At 72.1% G+C, this 18,237-nt stretch carries 16 protein-coding genes; 2 read left to right on the forward strand and 14 right to left on the reverse strand.

Annotated features, from left to right (window positions below; translation table 11 throughout):
* Positions 1-36: 36 nt before the first annotated feature.
* From A3IC_RS0129700 to A3IC_RS0129740, 9 genes are all read right to left on the reverse strand, one after another.
* Positions 37-1,626, reverse strand: coding sequence for a hydantoinase B/oxoprolinase family protein (locus A3IC_RS0129700; protein ID WP_020553717.1), 1,590 nt, complete (start codon positions 1,624-1,626; stop codon positions 37-39).
* The gene (locus A3IC_RS0129705; protein ID WP_020553718.1) at positions 1,623-3,728 is read right to left on the reverse strand and encodes a hydantoinase/oxoprolinase family protein; all 2,106 of its coding nucleotides are present in this window, start codon (positions 3,726-3,728) and stop codon (positions 1,623-1,625) included. The genes A3IC_RS0129700 and A3IC_RS0129705 overlap by 4 nt, the downstream gene beginning before the upstream one ends.
* 64 nt (positions 3,729-3,792) lie before the next feature.
* A complete protein-coding gene (fdxA, locus tag A3IC_RS0129710) occupies positions 3,793-4,098 on the reverse strand; it encodes a ferredoxin (RefSeq protein WP_020553719.1) in 306 nt (101 codons plus the stop codon).
* On the reverse strand, positions 4,095-5,156 hold the full coding sequence (locus A3IC_RS0129715; protein ID WP_020553720.1) for a 2-oxoacid:ferredoxin oxidoreductase subunit beta: 1,062 nt from the start codon (positions 5,154-5,156) through the stop codon (positions 4,095-4,097). The genes fdxA and A3IC_RS0129715 overlap by 4 nt, the downstream gene beginning before the upstream one ends.
* Complete coding sequence (locus tag A3IC_RS0129720) at positions 5,149-7,017, reverse strand: 2-oxoacid:acceptor oxidoreductase subunit alpha (RefSeq protein ID WP_020553721.1); 1,869 nt, start codon at positions 7,015-7,017, stop codon at positions 5,149-5,151. The genes A3IC_RS0129715 and A3IC_RS0129720 overlap by 8 nt, the downstream gene beginning before the upstream one ends.
* Positions 7,018-7,276: 259 nt before the next feature.
* The gene (locus A3IC_RS0129725; RefSeq protein ID WP_020553722.1) at positions 7,277-8,056 is read right to left on the reverse strand and encodes a class I fructose-bisphosphate aldolase; all 780 of its coding nucleotides are present in this window, start codon (positions 8,054-8,056) and stop codon (positions 7,277-7,279) included.
* A 21-nt stretch (positions 8,057-8,077) separates the two neighbouring features.
* Positions 8,078-8,548 carry a nuclear transport factor 2 family protein gene (locus A3IC_RS0129730; RefSeq protein ID WP_020553723.1) on the reverse strand — a complete coding sequence of 157 codons (471 nt, stop codon included), beginning with the start codon at positions 8,546-8,548 and terminating at the stop codon, positions 8,078-8,080.
* Positions 8,545-9,006, reverse strand: a complete 462-nt coding sequence (locus A3IC_RS0129735; protein ID WP_020553724.1) for a VOC family protein — start codon at positions 9,004-9,006, stop codon at positions 8,545-8,547. Before A3IC_RS0129735 ends, A3IC_RS0129730 begins: the two co-directional genes overlap by 4 nt.
* An 82-nt stretch (positions 9,007-9,088) precedes the next feature.
* Entirely contained in the window at positions 9,089-10,288 is a 1,200-nt protein-coding gene (locus tag A3IC_RS0129740; RefSeq protein ID WP_020553725.1) for an aromatic ring-hydroxylating oxygenase subunit alpha, read from the reverse strand.
* A 185-nt stretch (positions 10,289-10,473) separates the two neighbouring features.
* Between A3IC_RS0129740 and A3IC_RS0129745 the strand changes: the two genes are divergently transcribed.
* Complete coding sequence (locus A3IC_RS0129745) at positions 10,474-11,487, forward strand: aldo/keto reductase (protein ID WP_020553726.1); 1,014 nt, start codon at positions 10,474-10,476, stop codon at positions 11,485-11,487.
* Positions 11,488-11,581: 94 nt separating this feature from the next.
* On the opposite strand, the gene A3IC_RS57290 is transcribed toward A3IC_RS0129745, so the two are convergent.
* The 5 genes from A3IC_RS57290 to A3IC_RS0129770 all read right to left on the reverse strand — a co-directional run bounded on the left by A3IC_RS57290 (position 11,582) and on the right by A3IC_RS0129770 (position 16,389).
* Positions 11,582-11,968 carry a VOC family protein gene (locus A3IC_RS57290; RefSeq protein WP_020553727.1) on the reverse strand — a complete coding sequence of 129 codons (387 nt, stop codon included), beginning with the start codon at positions 11,966-11,968 and terminating at the stop codon, positions 11,582-11,584.
* Positions 11,969-12,053: 85 nt separating this feature from the next.
* A complete protein-coding gene (locus tag A3IC_RS0129755) occupies positions 12,054-12,443 on the reverse strand; it encodes a VOC family protein (protein WP_020553728.1) in 390 nt (129 codons plus the stop codon).
* A complete protein-coding gene (locus A3IC_RS62830; RefSeq protein WP_020553729.1) occupies positions 12,428-13,885 on the reverse strand; it encodes an FGGY-family carbohydrate kinase in 1,458 nt (485 codons plus the stop codon). The genes A3IC_RS0129755 and A3IC_RS62830 overlap by 16 nt, the downstream gene beginning before the upstream one ends.
* 2 nt (positions 13,886-13,887) lie before the next feature.
* Positions 13,888-14,907, reverse strand: coding sequence for a zinc-dependent alcohol dehydrogenase (locus A3IC_RS0129765; protein ID WP_020553730.1), 1,020 nt, complete (start codon positions 14,905-14,907; stop codon positions 13,888-13,890).
* A gap of 84 nt (positions 14,908-14,991) precedes the next feature.
* Complete coding sequence (locus tag A3IC_RS0129770; protein WP_020553731.1) at positions 14,992-16,389, reverse strand: amidohydrolase family protein; 1,398 nt, start codon at positions 16,387-16,389, stop codon at positions 14,992-14,994.
* Between the two features lie 238 nt (positions 16,390-16,627).
* Here A3IC_RS0129770 and A3IC_RS57300 point away from each other — a divergent pair, with 238 nt between their 5' ends.
* Complete coding sequence (locus A3IC_RS57300; protein WP_020553732.1) at positions 16,628-18,142, forward strand: aldehyde dehydrogenase family protein; 1,515 nt, start codon at positions 16,628-16,630, stop codon at positions 18,140-18,142.
* Positions 18,143-18,237: the final 95 nt, after the last annotated feature.

The following is an 18,237-nucleotide window of genomic DNA, read 5'->3' on the forward strand; positions in this document are numbered from 1 at the left end:
ACGGCCCACCGCCGGGTCACCCGCCGCGTGGCTCGATCAGCCCGCGACCGCCCCCGCCGCCTCGGCGACCGGCGTACCGTACCCGCCTCCGCCCGGCAGCTCCAGCCGTACCACGTCGCCCGGTTGCAGGGTGATCCGCGCCTGCGTGCGTACCGGTTCGCCATTGACCAGGAAGCGTCCCGTCGCGCCCTCGCCGCCGCCGAAGATTCCGCGCGGGCCGCGTGCGAGTCTGCTGGCCACCGCGTTGAGCACCCACGGCGAGGGCGAGTCGACGGTGAACTCGATGGTCTGGCCCATCCCGCCCTCCTGCGCGCCCGCGCCACCCGAGCCGCGCCGAAGTTCCTTGCGCAGGAAGCGGATCGGTGCGGACGCCTCGACCACCTCCAGCGGCACGGCGGACACTCCGGTCGGGTAGGACGTGGTGGACAGACCCGGCTTGCCGGCCCGCGCGCCGACGCCGCCCGCGTAGGTGAACATCGCGGTGATGAACGGCTTGCCCTCCGCGTCGTGCCCACTCACCTGCATGGTCCACACCGCCGCCGAACCCTCGGCCATCACCGCCTCCGGCAACGCCTGCGACATCGCGTTCAGCAGCGGCATCGGCAGGAACATGCCGACCACGTGCCGCGCCGTGCACGGGGACGGGGACACCGCGTTGACGATGCTGCCCAGTGGCGCCTCGACCCGGATCGGGGCCAGCGAGCCGGCGTTGTTGGGCACGTCCGGGTTGAGCAGGCTGCGCAGGGTGAACGTGGTGTAGGCGTGCGTGTAGTTCTTGACCACGTTGATCCCGAACGGACTCGCGCCGGACGAACCGGCGTAGTCGACCAGGATCTCGCCCGCCTCGGGGTCGATGGTCACCGCGACCTTGATGGTGATCTCCGAGCCGTCCGCGAGGTCGAGGATCGACGCGGCCTCGTAGGTGCCGCCGGGCAGCGCCCGGATCGCCCGGCGGGTGGCCTCCTCGGAGCGGCGGATCACCTCGTCACCCAGATCCTCGATGTCCTCCAGCGCGTACGCGTCCAGCAACGTCTTCAGCCGCGCCGCGCCCACCTCGCCGGAGGCCATCTGGGCGTGCAGGTCACCGGCCATGTGGGTGGGCTGGCGGACGTTGGCCAGTACGAAGTCCCAAACCGGTTCGTTGCGTTCGCCGCCGACCATGAGCTTGCTGATCGGGATCCACAGGCCCTCCTCGAACACGTCCCGCGCGCCCGCGCCGATGCCGTAGCCGCCGACGTCGGTGTGGTGGATGGTCGAGCCGAAGAACGCGATCACCCGCCCGCCGCGCCAGACCGGCACCAGGACGGTGACGTCGAGGAGTTGGCCGGCGGTCTGGTATGGGTCGTTGGTGACCAGGACGTCGCCGGGGGCCAGCGAGTCGACCGGATGCCGGTCCAGGATGTTGCGACACGCGATGGCCAGCGAGTTGATGTGGCCCGGCGTACCGGTGACGGCCTGGGCGACCATCCGGCCGCGCCGGTCGAACAGCGCGTTGGCCAGGTCGCCGGCCTCGCGCACGATCGGACTGAACGCGGCCCGCTGGAGGGCCTTGGCCTGCTCGTTGACGGTGGCGACGAGGGAGCCCCACAGGACTTCCAGCTCGATCGCGTCGAAGGTGCGGGTCACGCGGATCCCTCCTCGGAGGCCGTGGTTGCGGTGGCGATGATCGAGCCGTCGGGTGCGACCTCGCAGGACCAGCCGTCCGGGATGACCGACGTGGTCTCGCGCTCCTCGACCAGGGCCGGACCGAGGAAGCGGTGGCCGGCGCCCAGTTCGGCGCGGCGGTAGACCGGCACGTCGACGGCGGGCGCGCCGAGCCGGAAGCGGGCCGCGCGATACCGGTTCGGGGTGGGACTGCCGGTGCCGACCGGCACCGTGGGCACCTCGAAGCCGGGTGCGTCCGACCACGCGGCGACCCGCCAGGTGACCACCTCGACACCGACGTCGGGGATCCGCAGACCGTAGATCTTCTGGTACTCGGTGTGGAAGTGCTCGACGGTGTCGGCAAGCGAGGTGGGCCACGCGTCGCCCTCGCCGACCCACAGGGTGATCTCGTTGCCCTGACCCTCGTAACGGGCGTCCAGGCCGTAGCGGAAGCTCACGTCGCCCGCCTGCGCACCGGCGGCGGCGAGCACCCGGCGCGCCTCCTGCCGCATGTCCGCGAGCAGCGTGTCCCGGTCGGCGGACACGCTCTCGTCCAGCGTGCGGACCATGCTCCGGGCCAGGTCGATGCGGACCGGGCTGACCAGGGTACCGAACGCGGACAACACACTCGCGTTGACCGGGAAGATCACCCGGGGCGCCTCCAAAAGCGTGGCCACGCCGCACGCGTGCACCGGTCCGGCGCCGCCGAAGGCGATCAGCGCGACACCGCGCAGGTCGATGCCGCGCTCCACGGCGTGCATCCGGGCGGACGCGGCCATGTTCTGGTTGATCACCTCGTACACACCCACCGCGACGTGGTCCGCGTCGGAGCCCGCGCCCAGTCGCTCGGCAAGCGGGGCGAACGCGGCCCGGGCGGCGGGCAGATCGAGCGGCATCTCGCCGCCGAGGAAGTACTGCGGGTCGAGCAGGCCCAGGACCAGGTCGGCGTCGGTGGTCGCCGGGACGGTGCCGCCGCGGGCATAACCCACCGGGCCCGGGTCGGCGCCGGCGGAGTCCGGGCCGACCTTGAGCAGACCCAACTCGTCGACTCGGGCCAGGCTGCCGCCGCCCGCGCCGATCTCGACCAGGTCGACCGAGGGGATCGAGCACGGGTAGCCCGAGCCCTTCTTGAACCGATAGACCCGGGCCACCTCGAACGCGTTGGTCAACTCGGGCCGGTAGTCCTCGATCAGACAGGACTTGGCCGTGGTGCCGCCCATGTCGAAGCAGAACAGCCGCTCCTCGCCCAGGCGTCGGGCGTACCAGACGCCGGCCAGGGCGCCGGCGGCCGGACCGGACTCGACCAGCCGGATCGGTACCCGGCGGGCGTCGTCGGCGGAGACCACGCCGCCGTTGGAGAGCATCATCAGCACCGACGCGCCGAACCCCTCGGCGGTCAGCCAGGCTTGCAGCTCGGCCAGGTAGGGGCCGATCACCGGCATCGTGGCCGCGTTGCAGGCGGTGGTGACCATGCGCGGATACTCGCGGATCTGCGGGGTCACCTCGTGCGACGCGCACACCGGTACCGACAGTCGCTTGGCCAGCCCCTCGGCGACCGCGCGCTCGTTGGCCGCGTTCGCGTACGAGTTGAGCAGGCACACCGCCACGGCCTCGACCTCGTCGGCGGCCAACCGGGCCGCCAGCGCGTCGAGTTCGGCTTCACTCGGTGCGGTACGGACCTCGCCGGTCGCGGTGGTGCGCTCGTCGATCTCGAAGACCAGCTCACGCGGGATGGGCGGGGCCGGGAACTCGATCTGGAGGTCGTACATGTCGTAGCGGTGCTCGTTGCGGATCTCCAGCGTGTCGCCGAAGCCCGAGGTGGTCACCAGCGCGGCCCGGCCGGTCTTGCCCTCGATCAGGGCGTTGGTGATCAGTGTGGTCGCGTGCACGATGGGCCGGGTGATGTCGGCCGGCGTGATACCGGCCTTGGACAGCGCGGAGGTCACGCCCGCCCGGACCCCGCCGAGCGGGGCGGACGGGGTGGTCAGCGTCTTCTCGACCACCACGCGGCCGGTGTCGGCATCCAGCAGGACCACGTCGGTGAAGGTGCCACCGATGTCTACGGCAAGGCGCCAGTCGGTCACGTCAGGCCTCCTCTTCTTCTCGGTGTGTCCGGAGTGTCTTCTCGGTGGGTGGGGACATGGCGGGTCACCCGGTCGCGGGTCGGGTCGGCAATGCGGCCACGGCCGGCGGATCGGGCACCGGCTCGACGTCCTCGCGGCCCGCGGTGGCCTCGGTCGCCGCGTCCAGGTGCCACAGCCAGTCGGTGGGCAGGTCGTCCACGTGGTAGATGGCCTCGACCGGGCACACCGGCTCGCAGGCGCCGCAGTCCACGCATTGTTCGGGATGGATGTAGAGCATGCGGTCGCCCTCGAAGATGCAGTCGACCGGGCATTCGGCCACGCAGGTGAGGTCCTTGACGTCCACGCAGTTCGCGCCGATGACGTAGGTCACGCGGGACCACCTCCGACCGGCTGCGGCTCGGGCACCGTCCAGGCGTCGCCGCCGAGCAGGTCGGCGACGCTGCCCGGCCCGCGCTCGGCGAGTGCCCGGCGGCCCTGCTCGACCACCAGGCGGTCGTACGCGGGCCGGCGCACGCTGCGGAACACCCCGATCGGGGTGGGCCCGCCGGCCTCCGGCAACCGGGACAGCGCGAACGCCGGCACCGGGTCGCTCGTCCGCGCGTCGTGCGTCACCGCGACGTCGTCCGGACCACCCGGCCGCAGCCCGCCGCCCGGATCGCGCACCACGGTGCGCGCGCCGTTCGGTCCGTAGCGCATCGGTTCGCCGTGTTCGAGCCGCAGCAGGAAGTCGTCCCGCACGCCCGGTGTCTTGAGCTGCTCGAACGCGCCGTCGTTGAAGATGTTGCAGTTCTGGTAGATCTCCACCAGCGCGGTGCCCTCGTGGGCCGCCGCCGCGCGCAGCACCGAGGTCAGGTGCTTGCGGTCGGAGTCGATCGACCGGGCCACGAACGACGCCTCGGCGCCGATGGCCACCGACAGCGGGTTGAACGGGTGGTCGAGNGAGCCCNNCGGGGTGGACTTGGTGATCTTGCCGGTCTCGGAGGTCGGCGAGTACTGACCCTTGGTCAGACCGTAGATCCGGTTGTTGAACAGCAGGATCTTCAGGTTGACGTTGCGCCGCAGGGCGTGGATCAGGTGGTTGCCGCCGATCGAGAGCGCGTCGCCGTCACCGGTGACCACCCATACGCTCAAGTCCGGCCGGGACACCGCCAGTCCGGTGGCGATGGCCGGCGCGCGGCCGTGGATCGAGTGCATGCCGTAGGTGTCCAGGTAGTACGGGAAGCGGCTGGAACAGCCGATGCCCGAGACGAAGACGATGTTCTCCCGACGCAGGCCCAGTTCGGGCAGGAAGCCCTGGACGGCGGCCAGGATGGCGTAGTCGCCGCAACCCGGGCACCAGCGCACCTCCTGATCGCTGCGGAAGTCGCGGGCGGACAGCGGCGGGTTCGCCGTGGGCCCGGCGATGGTGAGAAGGGGTGACTCAGACATCGGCGGCGACCTTCTCGATCGCGGTGCGCAGTTCGGCCACCTTGAACGGCATGCCGCGCACCTGGGTGAGGGATTCGACGTCGACCAGGTACCGGGCGCGCAACAACTGTGCGAGCTGGCCCAGGTTCATTTCCGGGACCAGCACCCGCCGATAGCGCGTGAGCAGGTCGCCGAGGTCGGCGGGGAGCGGGTCGAGGTGGCGCACATGGGCCCGGGCCACCGAGCCGCCCGCGGCGCGAACCTCCGCGCACGCGGCGGCGATCGGGCCTGCCGTGGACCCCCATCCGAGCACCAGCACCTCGGCGTCACCGTCCGGGTCCTCGACGGTCAGCGGCGGCAACTCGCGGGCGATCCCGTCCACCTTGGCCCGCCGGGTGCGCACCATGTGTTCGTGGTTGGCCGCGTCGTAGGAGATCTCGCCGGTGCGGTCGGCCTTCTCCAGGCCGCCCACCCGGTGCTCCAAACCGGGCGTGCCGGGCACCGCCCAGGGGCGGGCCAGGGTGTGCGGATCACGCAGATAGGGCTGGAAGCACGGCGTTCCGGCCGCGTCGACCGCGTTCGGCTCGACGGCGAACGCCGGGTCGATCGTGGGCAGTTCGGCGAGGTCCGGGACTCGCCACGGCTCCGAGCCGTTGGCCAGGTAGCCGTCCGACAGCAGCACCACCGGGGTGCGGTAGGTGACCGCGATCCGGACCGCCTCGACAGCCGCGTCGAAGCAGTCGCCGGGGGAGGAGGCGGCCAGTACCGGCACCGGCGATTCACCGTTGCGCCCGTACAACGCCTGGAAGAGGTCGGCCTGTTCGGTCTTGGTGGGCAACCCGGTCGAAGGGCCGCCGCGCTGTACGTCCACGATCACCAGCGGCAGTTCCAGTGAGACCGCCAGACCGATCGTCTCCGCCTTGAGCGCGAGCCCGGGACCGGAGGTGGTGGTCACCCCCAGGGCCCCGCCGAAGGCCGCGCCCAGCGCCGCGCCGATCCCGGCGATCTCGTCCTCGGCCTGGAACGTGGTCACCCCGAAATTCCGGTGCCGACTCAGCTCGTGCAGGATGTCGGAGGCCGGGGTGATCGGGTACGAACCCAGGAACAGCGGCAGTCCGGCCCGGTCGGCGGCGGCGATCAGCCCGTAGGCGAGCGCGCGGTTGCCGGTGATCGTGCGGTGCCTGCCGGGAGCGCGCGGGGCGGCGGGCACTTCGTGGCTCACCGCGAACGACTCGGTGGTCTCGCCGAAGTTCCAACCCGCGGTGAACGCGGCCACGTTGGCGGCGGCCAGGTGCGGACGTGCGGCGAACTTCTCCCGCAGGAAGGCCACGGTGGCCTCGGTCGGGCGGTGGAACAACCACGACACCAGGCCCAGGGCGAACATGTTCTTCGCCCGCTCGGCGTCCTTGCGCGGCAGTTCGAACGCGCGCAGCGCCTCGACGGTCAGGCCGGTCAGCGGCACCGCGTGCAGCCGATAGTCGGCGAGCGAATCGTCGGCGAGCGGGTCGACGCCCGCCGGGTAGCCCGCCTTGACCAGGTTGCGCGGCGTGAACTCGTCGGCGTCCGCGATGATCTGGGCGCCGTGCGGAAGAGCGGGCAGATTCACCCGCAGCGCGGCCGGGTTCATCGCGACCAGTACGTCGGCCGCGTCGCCCGGGGTGGTGACCCGGTGGTCGGCGAACTGCACCTGGAAGGCGGAGACCCCCGGCAGGGTGCCCGCGGGAGCGCGGATCTCGGCCGGGAAATCGGGAAAGGTGGACACGTCGTTGCCGAAAAGCGCGGTCTGCGCGGTGAACCGGTCGCCGGCAAGCTGCATGCCGTCGCCGGAGTCACCGGCGAACCGGATGACCACCCGGGATACGGGGGTGACCTGTTGAGACATGATCGCGACTCCTGATCACAGGCATGGCGAAGACAACACTTGGCACACAAGAAGGAAAGGACGCCGGACGGACGAACCCCGGGCCGCTGCGCATGTCCGGCCCGTCCGGCGCATGAGGACGGCGGGCCCATATCCGGCCCGTCCGGCGTTTGAGGACGGCAGGCCGCAGGCCGGCCTGTTCAGCCGGTCCGGCGGTTGAGGACCGCCGGCCCATATCCAGGCCGTCCGGCGCTTGAGGACAAGCGGGCCGAAGGCCCGATCAGACCCCGCCCCCATGAACCGCATCGCGCAACCGCTCCACGAGCAACTGCGGCTTGGCCGACCCCCACACGTTCCGGCCGAAGGCCACCCCCGCGCCGCCGGCTTCGACGACACCCTTGGCCAGCGCGACGACCTCGTCCTCGCTGTCCGACTTGGGCCCGCCCAGCGCCACGACCGGGACCGGACACGCCGCGACCACGGCGGCGAACTCCTCGGGGCGGCCCGGGCAGACCGTCTTGACGATGTCGGCGCCCAGTTCGGCGCCGATCCGCGCCGCGCGGGCCACGTTCTCCGTGGTCCACGGCACCGCCTTGCCCCAGCCACCGGGAATCATCTCGGCCATCACCGGCAGACCGAGCTGCTCACACTCCGAGGTCAGCCGGGCCAACCGCTGCAGCGACAGGTGCTCGTCGGGTGCGCCGGGGAAGGCCAGCACCACCACGCAGTCCGCGCCCAGCTTCAGTGCCTGCTCGGGCAGATGCATGATGTCGGTGACATCGCCCGGGGCGAAGTCGCCCAACTCCGAGGCCCCGCCGTCGATCCGCAACACCAGCCCGGAATCGGCGAACGTGTCGGCGTAGGCCCGGGCCAGATGCCAGGTCGCGAGCACCGCGTCCGGCCCGCCGGCGGCGATCTGTGCCATCGGCTCGCCCAGCGGCGGGCCCTCGCCCATGTAGGCGGCGTGGTCGATCGCGACGAACACGGCGCGGCCGTCCGCGCCGAACATCCGGCGCATCCGGCGGAGCTTGCCTGCTCCGGTGGCGGAAAAGGTCTGCACGGTAGTTCCCTTCGATGGTTGTCAGCGGTTCTTGTCGAGGTCGGCGTCGATCCCGTCGCCGGCCTCAGCCGCAGTGGTCGCCACACCGGCCCCGGCCCCGGCCGTCTGCCGCTCGAACTCGGCGCCGTCCCAGTAGTCCACGCGATGCGCGATCAGATCGCCCACCATGCGCAGCCGGAACACCCCACGGATCAGCACCGGTTCGGCGGCCGCCGAACCCCGCAGGCGAAATGTCATGGTGTACGCGATGGCGGCCCGGTCGCCGTCCACGAGCAGTTCCTCGACGGCGTAGCGCAAGCCCTCGAACTCGGCCAGGAATCCCGGCAGTCGCTCGCGATACGCGGTACGTCCGCGCAGACTTCGGCCGAGTGCCGAGGTGTGCTCGTTGTGGAAGTCCTCGCTCACCCGGGCCGCGATCGCCTCCGGATCACCGGAGTTGAGCGCCGCGACATATGCCTCGGCGGTCCGCCGGGTCCGCGCCGGGTCGCTCACGCGTCGGTCCGGTCGCCCCACAGCTCGCGGACCTCCGCGAACACCTGCTGGTTGTGCGAGATCTCCACCACGTTGCCGTCCGGGTCCTTGAGCGCGCAGATGTAGCCCACCGGCGGCGGCACGTCCATCGGTTCCCAGTGCAGGCAGCCGGCGGCGCGAGCCCGTTCCGCGATGGCGTCGACGTCCGCGCGGGCGGCCACCTCCATGCCCAGGTGGGCGAACGGGGTCAGCTGCGGCTGCGGCTTGCCCTTGTCCTTGTCGAAGGCGACCAGGACCAGCACGAACGGCGTCCGGACCTGATTGGGATTGGACAACCAGGCATTGGAACCCGCGGCGTCGCTGTGCCGCGAGACCACCACCAGCGGGGTGAACGAGGTGTAGAACTCGACCGCCGCCTCCAGGTCGGACGACGGCAGCGCGATATGGGTCCAGCGGGCCTCGGTCAGCGTCGGTTCCATCGCGGTGGCTCCTCTCACATTCCGGTGTGTCGGGATTGGTGAACCGCCGCGCGAGCGCGGCGGTGCGGCGGTGCGGCGGTGCTCAGTCGATCGGGCCGGTGAACTCGTCGGCCGCCAACGGCGTCGCCACGTCCCGGCGGATCTGCCGCATCATGTGTTGCGCGCGGCCCTCCCACGCACTGGGCGGCCCCACCCGGTAGAACGGCGAACGGAGGTTCTCCATCAGCACGGTCACCATGTCCGTGTCCTCCTTGTTGGTCAGCTCCAGGTTGACCAACTCGCGCTCCTGGAGCTCGATGTCGTCGGTCAGCCCGTAGATCCGGGAGAACAGCCGGGTCCGGTCCGGCGCGATCGGGTCGGCGCGCACCATGATCAACTGGGACGCGTAGGGCAGCGGTGTGAGGTTGGGGTAGATGAACTCCGCATAGCTCCCGCGCAGGTCCTCCTCGCCCAGGTCGGTCCGCCCGAGCGACATGTCGTACGCGTCGCTGTGCGGCTTGTAGCCGCTGGTGGTCCGGCCCTCGAAGCGCACGATGGTGTCCATCTGCTTGCGCACCTTGTTCAGCCGCCGATGCACGAACCGCACGTGGTAGTCGTCGTTGGAGTTCTCCACGAACGCCTTCCAGTTGAACGGGTACTCCTCGTCCAACTCGCGGTGATAGCGGTGATACTCGCCGATCTTGTACGCCGTGTAGCGCGGCAGCAGCGGCGCGATCCACTCCTCGAACGTCGGTGCCTTGTGCGACAGGCACGCGAAGACGAGCTTGTCGAAGGCCACGTGCACCCGGATGGGCACCAGGCCGTACTGCTGCATCGGGAAGTCCGGACCGTACATCCGGTTCATGTCCGGAATCGACAGCAGCTTGCCGTCGAGACCGTACGTCCAGGCGTGGTACGGGCACGCGAACGCCTTGCCGCAGTTGCCGGCCGCATCGAACGCGACGCCGGAGGCGCGGTGCCGGCAGTTGTTCAGGAAGCCCTTGATCGAGCCGTCCCGCTGCTTGACCACCAGTACCGACTGGCTGCCGATCCGCCCGGTGATGAAGTCGCCGGGCCGGCGAAGATCCTCCGTGTCGCCCAGCCACACCCACGAGCGGGCGAACACCCGGATCATCTCCAGATCGAACAGGTCCCGATCCCAGACCTCCCACGGCTGCAACATCTCGCTCGGCAGGGGAGCGACCACGAGCCCGTCGCCCTCTCGCGCCGCCGCGGTCCGGCGAAGTTCCGCCACCCGCTCGTCCAGGGCCCGTTCCGCAGCCCCCAGCTGGTCAGTCGGCACAGCTTCCTCCCCGTCACCTGGGATGTTTGCGATACAGCCGAAGGTAGGCGCCGGGAAACGGCCCCGATATGTGCTTCAGGCACGAACAAACGGCCCGTGCGCTGCGCCGGGACCACATCGGTGCACACGCGCCGTCGTGCCAGCCTCGGGGGAGAACCTGTGACGACCACCCTTGGAGGGCACCCGTGGAGTACACCCCGCTCGGTCGCACCGGCATGCGGGTCAGCCGGTTGTGCCTGGGCACGATGATGTTCGGCGCGTGGGGCAACCCGGACCACGACGCGTGCGTACGCATGGTGCATCGCGCGCTCGACGCCGGGATCAACTTCGTGGACACCGCCGACGTGTACGCGTTCGGCGAGAGCGAGGCGATCCTGGCCAAGGCGCTCAAGGGCCGGCGCGACGACGTGGTGCTGGCGACCAAGTTCGGCGAGGCGATGGATCCCGACGCGCCGCTGCGCCGCGGGGCCTCGCGACGCTGGATCTTTCGCGCCGTGGAGGACAGCCTGCGCCGCCTGGAGACCGACCACCTGGACCTCTACCAACTGCACCGCCCGGATGCGGGCACCGACCCGGACGAGACGCTCGGCGCCCTGACCGACCTGGTTCGCCAGGGCAAGGTACGCGCGATCGGCTCCTCCGCACTGCCCGCGGAGGGCATCGTCGAGGCGCAGTGGATCGCCGAGCGGCGCGGGCACGAGCGCTTCGCGGTCGAGCAGCTGGCCTATTCGGCATTCGCCCGGCATGCGGAGACGGCCGCACTGCCCACGTGCGGGCGGTACGGCCTGGGTGTGCTGGTGTTCAGCCCGCTCAATGGGGGCTGGCTGACCGGCAAGTACCGGGCCGGCCGGACCGTTTCGGCCGACTCGCGGGCGGTGCGCAACGCCGAGCACTTCGACCACGCGGACGTCGCGGTGCGGGCCGCGAAGTCCGCCCTGGTCGAGGAGTTCGCCGCCATCGCCGCCGACGCGGGCTGCTCGCTGCCCGAACTGGCCCTGGCCTTCGCGCTGGCCCACCCGAACGTCACGTCGGCGATCATCGGCCCGCGTACCGAGGAGCAATTGGAGTCCCAACTCGGCGCTTGCGCCGTGGAGTTGACCCCGCAGACGCTCACCCGCCTGGACGCCCTGGTCGCCCCCGGCACGGACGTCAACCCGGCGGACTCGCCCTATCCGCGACCGGTCCTGAACCGCGCCTGACGGCCGGCCCGTTCCGGGCCGGTATGTGGACATGCCGGTATCCGCGATCCGACTCGGATCGCGGATACCGGCATGTCGCCGTGTAGGTGTTACCTCACTTCTCCCACATCACGATCTGGTTCCCCCAAGGGTCCAGGAACGAGGCGTGGTGTCCGCCGAACTCCTCCCAGAAGCACTGCTCCCACAGTGCGGTCGCGCCCAGCAGCACGGCCTTGTTCAGGTACTCGCTGGGGGCCGCGTCGACCAGGATGTACACCCGGGAGTGCAGGCCGGCGCGCGGCTGCTGGGGCAGCGGTGCCGGGTCGGGCACCTGGGCGACCTCGTCGTACAGCCCCAGGTGCAGTCCCTCGCCCGGGACGATCTGGTGGAAGACGCCCTGCGGGCGCGGGTTGATGGTCCAGCCGAACAGTTCGCGGTAGAACTCGGTGGTCGCGTCGACGTCGGGCGTGGGCATGTCGACGAAGACCAGGGTGTTGGTCATACGGGGTCCCTTCCGGGAAACATGGGTGGGGGGAACTCGGGTGTACCGAACGGGATCCGACGCGGCGTCGGACTTGGAATCGGGGTCAGACCTGGTGGGCGTGGCCGTGGGTGAAGTAGGTGCCCTTGTCGCGCCACAGCACGACCTCGTTGCCCCACGGGTCGCGGAACGCCGCGTAGCGGGCCTCGAACTCGGCCCACGGCTTCTCCTCCCACAACACGCTCGCGCCGGCCGCGACCGCCTTGTCGAGGTAGACGGGCGGCTCGTCGACCATCACGTAGATGCGCGGCACCGGACCCACCGCCGGGCGCGCCTCGCGGCGGATCCCGAGGTTGGGCTTGACGCCCGGGAGCACCTCGCTGAACTCGCCGGCGGGTCGTCGCTTGAAGTCCCAGTCGAACAGTGCCGCGTAGAACGCGGACGTGGCCTCCACGTCGGGGGTCGGCAGGTCCATGAAGATCACCGGATTGGGCACGTCGGCTCCTCGGAGCGAGTCGGGTCGAGGGGGGTCGGGTCGAGGGGGGTCGGGTCGGAGGGGGATCGGTCGGAGGGGGTCGGTGCGGCACGGGTCGCGATGGTGGCGTCCTCGGGTACCGACAGACGCGCCTGGGCGGCGTCGCCGAGGTCGAGGAAGCGGCGCAGGCCGGCCGCGTACTCGGGGTGCGGTTCGGGGTCGAACACGGTCATCGCCGGGCGCGGCCAGTCGCCCGCCCGCCCGGCACCCGGCGCGGGCCACCAGCGCGCCCCGGCGCCGGCGGCGAGCGCCGCGCCGTACGCGGCGAGGTCGGTCTCCGCGGGCACCTCGACCGGCACGCCGAGCACGGCGGCCTTGATCGAGCACCACAGCGGACTGCGCGCCGGCGATCCGGCGCAGACCAGGGTGTCCGGGCGGGCACCGCGCGCGCTCAATTCCAAAGCGATGTGCGCGAGGCCGTACGCGGTGCCTTCCAGGACCGCGCGGGCCAGTTCACCGGGCCCGGCCCCCGCGCTCAGGCCGAAGACCTCGCCGCGCAGCTCACGGTTCCAGCGCGGTGCGCGCTCGCCTTCCAGGTAGGGCAGCACCAGCACGCCGCGGGCGCCGGGCGGCACCTCGGCGGCCAGCGCGAGCAGGTCGTGCACGTCGCGTCCGGTGAGGTCGCGCAGCCACTCCAGGATCAGTCCGTGCGCGGCCACCGGGCCGCCGACGATGTCGATCCCGGGCACCGCCGAGGGCAGCGCGTACGCGTCCGCCGCCGGCGAGCCCGCGGGCACCGCCACGGCCAGGCCGCCGGTTCGCCCGCCGGGGTCCATCGCCCGGCCGGGACGGTCCAGGCCACCCGCCCAGAACGCCAGGTACGCGTCCTGGGCGCCGGCCACCAGCGGTGTGCCCGCCGCGACGTCGTGCCCGGTGCCGACCGTGCCCACCACCGACCCGGTCGCGACGATCGGCCCGTAGTCGGTCAGCGGCGGATCTCCGGGCCAGCGGGCCTGAGCCCGCTCCGCGCCGAACCGCGCGGCCAGCCAGTCGTAGAGCTGCCACGCCCGCACGTCGGGCCCGTGGGCGGCGCGCAGCGCGGCGTGCTGCGCGTGATGCTGCTGGACCGGCGACCCGGTCGCGCCCGCCGGATGCCGGCAGGTCAGCGCCGTGGCGGTGCCGGGCCGGGGCACCGCGTCGGGCACGGTGGTCGGGCTCTGGCCGCCCAGGCACAGCGCGGCGGGACGGGCCGCGCCGGGCACCAGCGCGCGCAGTTCCGCGAGCGCCTGCGCGGTGGCGGCGAACCAGGCGTACGGGTCGGCGTGGCCGGGTTCCCACGTCGACGCGCCGGGGTAGCCGGCGGTGCTCGCGCCCAGGACGGCGCCGTCCGGGTCGAGCGCGAGGGCGCGTACCGAGTTGCTCCCGACGTCGACGCCGACGACGATCGCGGACGAGCCGGGCATGCTCAACCGCCCACGAGGACGCGGTAGACCGGCGACTTGGCCGCCAGCCGGAAGGCGGCGTCGACCTCGCCGAGCGGGTAGGTCGCGGTGACCAGTGCGTCCAGGTCGGCGGCCAGGCGCCCGGAGGCGATGATCGCGGCGGCCTCGGTCCAGTCCTGCGGCTCCTGGCTGTACACGCCGACGATGCTCAACTCGTGGTGGTGCACGTGGTCCGGCCCGACACCGGCCAGGACGTCCTTGGGGAAGGCGCCGAACAGCACGACGGTGCCGCCGTCGTCACACAGCGACAGTGCGCTCTCCAGGGCGCCGGGGGCGCCGGCGGTGACGAAGACGACGTCCTGCTTCCCGCCGGTGCCGGCGGCGTCCTCCGGGGTGCTCGTCCAGTCGGCGCCGGCCGCGCGGGCCTCGGCGAGCCGCTCGTCGCTGATGTCGATCAGGCCGACCGACTCGGCGCCCTTGAACCGGGCCAGGGCCAGGTGCAGGCGGCCCATGTAGCCGGCGCCGATCACCGCGACCCGGTCACCGGCCCGCAACCCGCCGAGTCGGGCCGAGTGCGCGACGCACGCCAGCGGCTCGCCCATCGCGGCGTGCGCGATCGGTGCGGCGCCGGTGCGGAACGCCTGGAGCGCCTTGACCTTGACGAACTCGGCGAAACCGGCGCCCATCGAGATGGTGCCGTCGGCCAGCGCGCCGCCCTGAGGTCGTTTGCACAGCGCGCTGCGCCCGCGTCGACACGAGGTGCAGGTGCCGCAGCGGGTGAGCAGGTCGATGGTGACCGTCTCGCCGACGGCCGCGACCCCGGGCAGCCCGGCGACGGCGCTGCCGACCGCGACCACCTCGCCGGCGACCTCGTGGCCGGGGGCGACCGGGTAGATCGGCTTGGTGCCCAGGTAGAGCCGGCGCTCCATGGTGCACAGGCCGGTACGGCCGACCCGCACGAGCACGTCCTCGGGCCCGACCTCGGGAACCGGCTCCTCGCGCAGATCGACCTGTTCGGGGGCGGTGACTACGGCAACTCGCATGTGGGGCTCCTCGGTAGGCGAAAAACTGTGGGAAGCGGGACGCGGCGGTCGGCGAAGTCGGCGGCGCGCGACCGGGTGAGCGACTCAGTGGGCGGGCAGCGTCGGCCAGCGCGAGCGCAGCGGTACGCCGGCCCGGGCGAGCAGGGTGGTCGAGGCGCGGGCGGCGAAGGTACGCAGGGCCCGCTCGTCCACGGTCACGCACGTGTGGTCGCGGACCACGACCCGGCCGCCGATCAGCACGTCGCGCACCGAGCGGCCGTCCGAGGACCACACCAGTTGTTGGGCGATGTCGCCGCGCGGGGTCCACTGCGGGCCGGTGGCGTCGTGCACCACCAGATCGGCGTACTTGCCGGGTTCGAGCGAGCCGATGCGATCGGCCATGCCGACCGCCTCGGCGCCGCCGATGGTGGCCCACTCCAGTGCCTCGGCGGCGCCGGGACCGGTGGGGTCGATCGCCATGTCCTTGGCCAGGCCCACCGCGAGCGCCGCGGTGCGCAGCAGGTCGGCCGAGTCGGATGCGTTGCCCGCGTCGGTGCCCAGCGCGAGCCGGCCGCCGCGGCGCGACAACTCGGCGTGCCGCCCGGCCTGTGTCACGCCCTGGCCCAGCCGCAGATACGCCCACGGGCAGTAGGCGACCGCGGTACGGTCCGCCAACAACGCCTCGACCTCGGCGTCGTCGAGCCACACCGCGTGCGCCAGCAACAGGTGCGGGCCCAGCACTCCCAACTCGGCCAGGTGCAGCACGGGTCGGCGCCCGGTGCGGCGCAGGTAGTCGTCGGGGTCGGCGCCCGAGGGGGACAGGTGCATCGTCATCCGCGCGCCGGTGGCGCGGGCCAGGTCGGCCGCGCCGGACAGCAGTTCGTCCGAGGCCAGGCCGTGCCCGACCAGGGTGACCCAGCCCTCGACCGACCCGCCGGCCGGGTAGGCGGCGACCAGTTCGGCGAGCCGGTCCAGCACCTCGGCGGCCGGTGCGGCGAAGGGTGCGCCGGGCACGTCCCAGCCCCACGCGCCGATGCCGCCGCGTACCCCGACCTCGCTCATTGCGGCGGCCACCCGGTGCGGGTGGGCCACGGTGCCGGCCTCGATGATCGTGGTGACGCCGTTGCGCACGCTCTCCACGCCGGCGAGCAGCGCGGACAGTTCGTCGTCGTCGGGTCGGTGCGCCGCGTGCAGCGGCACCGCCCAGGTATCGACGGAGGCGCCCGGCGGCAGGTCGTCCGGTATTCGGGCGCGGGCCAGCGGGTCGCCGGTCTGATGCAGGTGCGCGTTGACCATGCCCGGCGTGACGACGCAGTCGCTCGCGTCCCACTCGGGTGTGCCCGGCCAGCGGGCGCGCAGCTCGCCGGTGGCGCCGACGGCGAGGATGCGCTCGCCCGCCACCGCGACGGTGCCGCCCAGCAGTACCTCGCGGCGCGCGTTCATGGTGACCACGTCACCGCCCACGACCAACAGGTCGGGCCGTGTCGGCCCGGCGCCGCTCACGTTGCTCTCACCTGCGAACTCACCATGTCTGGGGACACTAGGCCCGGCATCGCCCGCAGGCATCGTGGCCGGGAGCACAATCAAGTGGGCCCAGTACATGCCGGGGACACAATGCGAGCACAGGGCGACGAGGGCAAACCTGAACCGGTGCCGTGTCGGGCGAGGCTTACCAGGTTGCGGCGTCCGGCACGGCGTGTACGGCTCGAAGGCCCGTCCGCCGCGTCCAGGGAGTTGCCGCATGTCCGACACCACCAGCAGCGAGCCGCGCATCCGCGCCGAGTGGCTGCGCTCGGAGCCGTATCCGCAGCTCATCGACGGGCGCGAGTCGTTCGACGGCGAGCCGCGACCGGTGTTCGACCCCTCGACGGGTGGGCAACCCGCCTCCTACCTGGCGGCGAGCGACGCCGAGGTCGAGGCGGCGATCACCGCCGCGCGTTCCAGCTTCGACGGCAAGGTGTGGCAGCGCATGCCGGGCCCGCGCAAGGCCGAGGTGCTGGAGGCGGCGGCCGCGGCGATCCGCGCGGACGCCGGCCGGCTGGCCGCGCTGGAGGCGTTGGACACCGGGAAGGCGATCTCCGGAGCGCTGACGAACGACGTGTACGAGGCGGCCAACGCCTTCTCCTACGCCGCGGCGATCTGCCGCACCGCTCACGGCGACGTGCGGCGCTCGTCCTTCCCACCGGAGCTGCTGCCCGGCGGCGGCCCGGACCTGCTGACCCTGCGGCTGCGCGAGCCGGCCGGCGTGGTGGCCGAGTTGTTGCCGTGGAACGGGCCGCTGATGACGGGCAGCCAGCGGATCGCCTCGGCGCTCGCGGCCGGCTGCTCGATCGTGGCCAAGCCGCCGGTGGACGCGGTGCTGACACTGGTCGAACTGGGCCGGATCCTGACCGCCGCCGGGCTGCCGGCGGGGGTGTTGAACATCGTGCTGGGCCCGGGCTCGACGGTCGGTGAACGGCTGATCACCGACAAGCGGTTCGACCTGATCAGCCTGACCGGCGGCACCGAGACCGGCCGACACGTGCTGGCCGCCGCCGCGCGCAACCTGACCCCGGTACATCTGGAGCTGGGCGGCAAGTCGCCGGTCGTGGTGTTCGCCGACGCCGACCTGGACCAGGCGGTGGGCTGGGCGATGATGGCCGCGTTCGTGAACATGGGCGAGGTGTGCGTCGCGGGCAGTCGGCTGCTGGTCGAGGAGTCGGTGTACGACCAGGTGGTGGAGGCGGTCGCGGCCGCGGCGGCCACGCTGCCGGTGGGCGACGCGCTGCACCCGGACACCTTCATCGGGCCCTTGATCAACGAGCGGCACGCGGACCGGGTCCGCGGTTTCGTGAGCCGGGCACTGGACGCCGGTGACGCCTCCGTGGTGGGCAAACCGGGTCTTCCCGACGGACTCCTGCCGACCTACGTCGCGCCGACCGTGCTCGGCCGGGTGCGGCGCGGTTGCGAGGTGGAGCAGCAGGAGGTGTTCGGGCCGGTGCTGGCCGCGATGCCCTTCCGCGACGAGGCCGAGGCGCTCGCGTTGGCGAACGGGACGCAGTACGGCCTCAACGGTACGGTGTTCACCCGCGACATCGAGCGCGCCTTCCGCTTCTCGGACGCGCTGGACTGCGGCGAGGTCAACGTGAACTGCCATTTCGCGCCGGACATGAACGGCGGGCGCGGCGAGCCGCGTCGGGCCAGTGGGTTCGCCAGGACCGGCGTGGACGCGTACACCCGTACCAAGGCGGTGAACGTCCAGGTGCACAGCGGGTGAAGCGTGGGGTTGTGCTGGGGGACCAATGACCACACCTGACCGAGCTTCATACCTTCTGATTGTCAGACCAACAGCCTGACCCACACCCTGAGGAG

The sequence above is a fragment of the Embleya scabrispora DSM 41855 genome (assembly GCF_000372745.1).
GTDB lineage: Bacteria > Actinomycetota > Actinomycetes > Streptomycetales > Streptomycetaceae > Embleya > Embleya scabrispora.

Excerpts from the sequence above, each read along its gene's own strand:
- A3IC_RS0129720 (WP_020553721.1), bottom strand. The coding sequence starts at position 7,017 with ATGTCTCAACAGGTCACCCCCGTATCCCGGGTGGTCATCCGGTTCGCC.
- A3IC_RS0129735 (WP_020553724.1), bottom strand. The coding sequence starts at position 9,006 with ATGGAACCGACGCTGACCGAGGCCCGCTGGACCCATATCGCGCTGCCG.
- A3IC_RS57290 (WP_020553727.1), bottom strand. The coding sequence starts at position 11,968 with ATGACCAACACCCTGGTCTTCGTCGACATGCCCACGCCCGACGTCGAC.
- A3IC_RS62830 (WP_020553729.1), bottom strand. The coding sequence starts at position 13,885 with ATGCCCGGCTCGTCCGCGATCGTCGTCGGCGTCGACGTCGGGAGCAAC.
- A3IC_RS0129765 (WP_020553730.1), bottom strand. The coding sequence starts at position 14,907 with ATGCGAGTTGCCGTAGTCACCGCCCCCGAACAGGTCGATCTGCGCGAG.
- A3IC_RS57300 (WP_020553732.1), top strand. The coding sequence starts at position 16,628 with ATGTCCGACACCACCAGCAGCGAGCCGCGCATCCGCGCCGAGTGGCTG.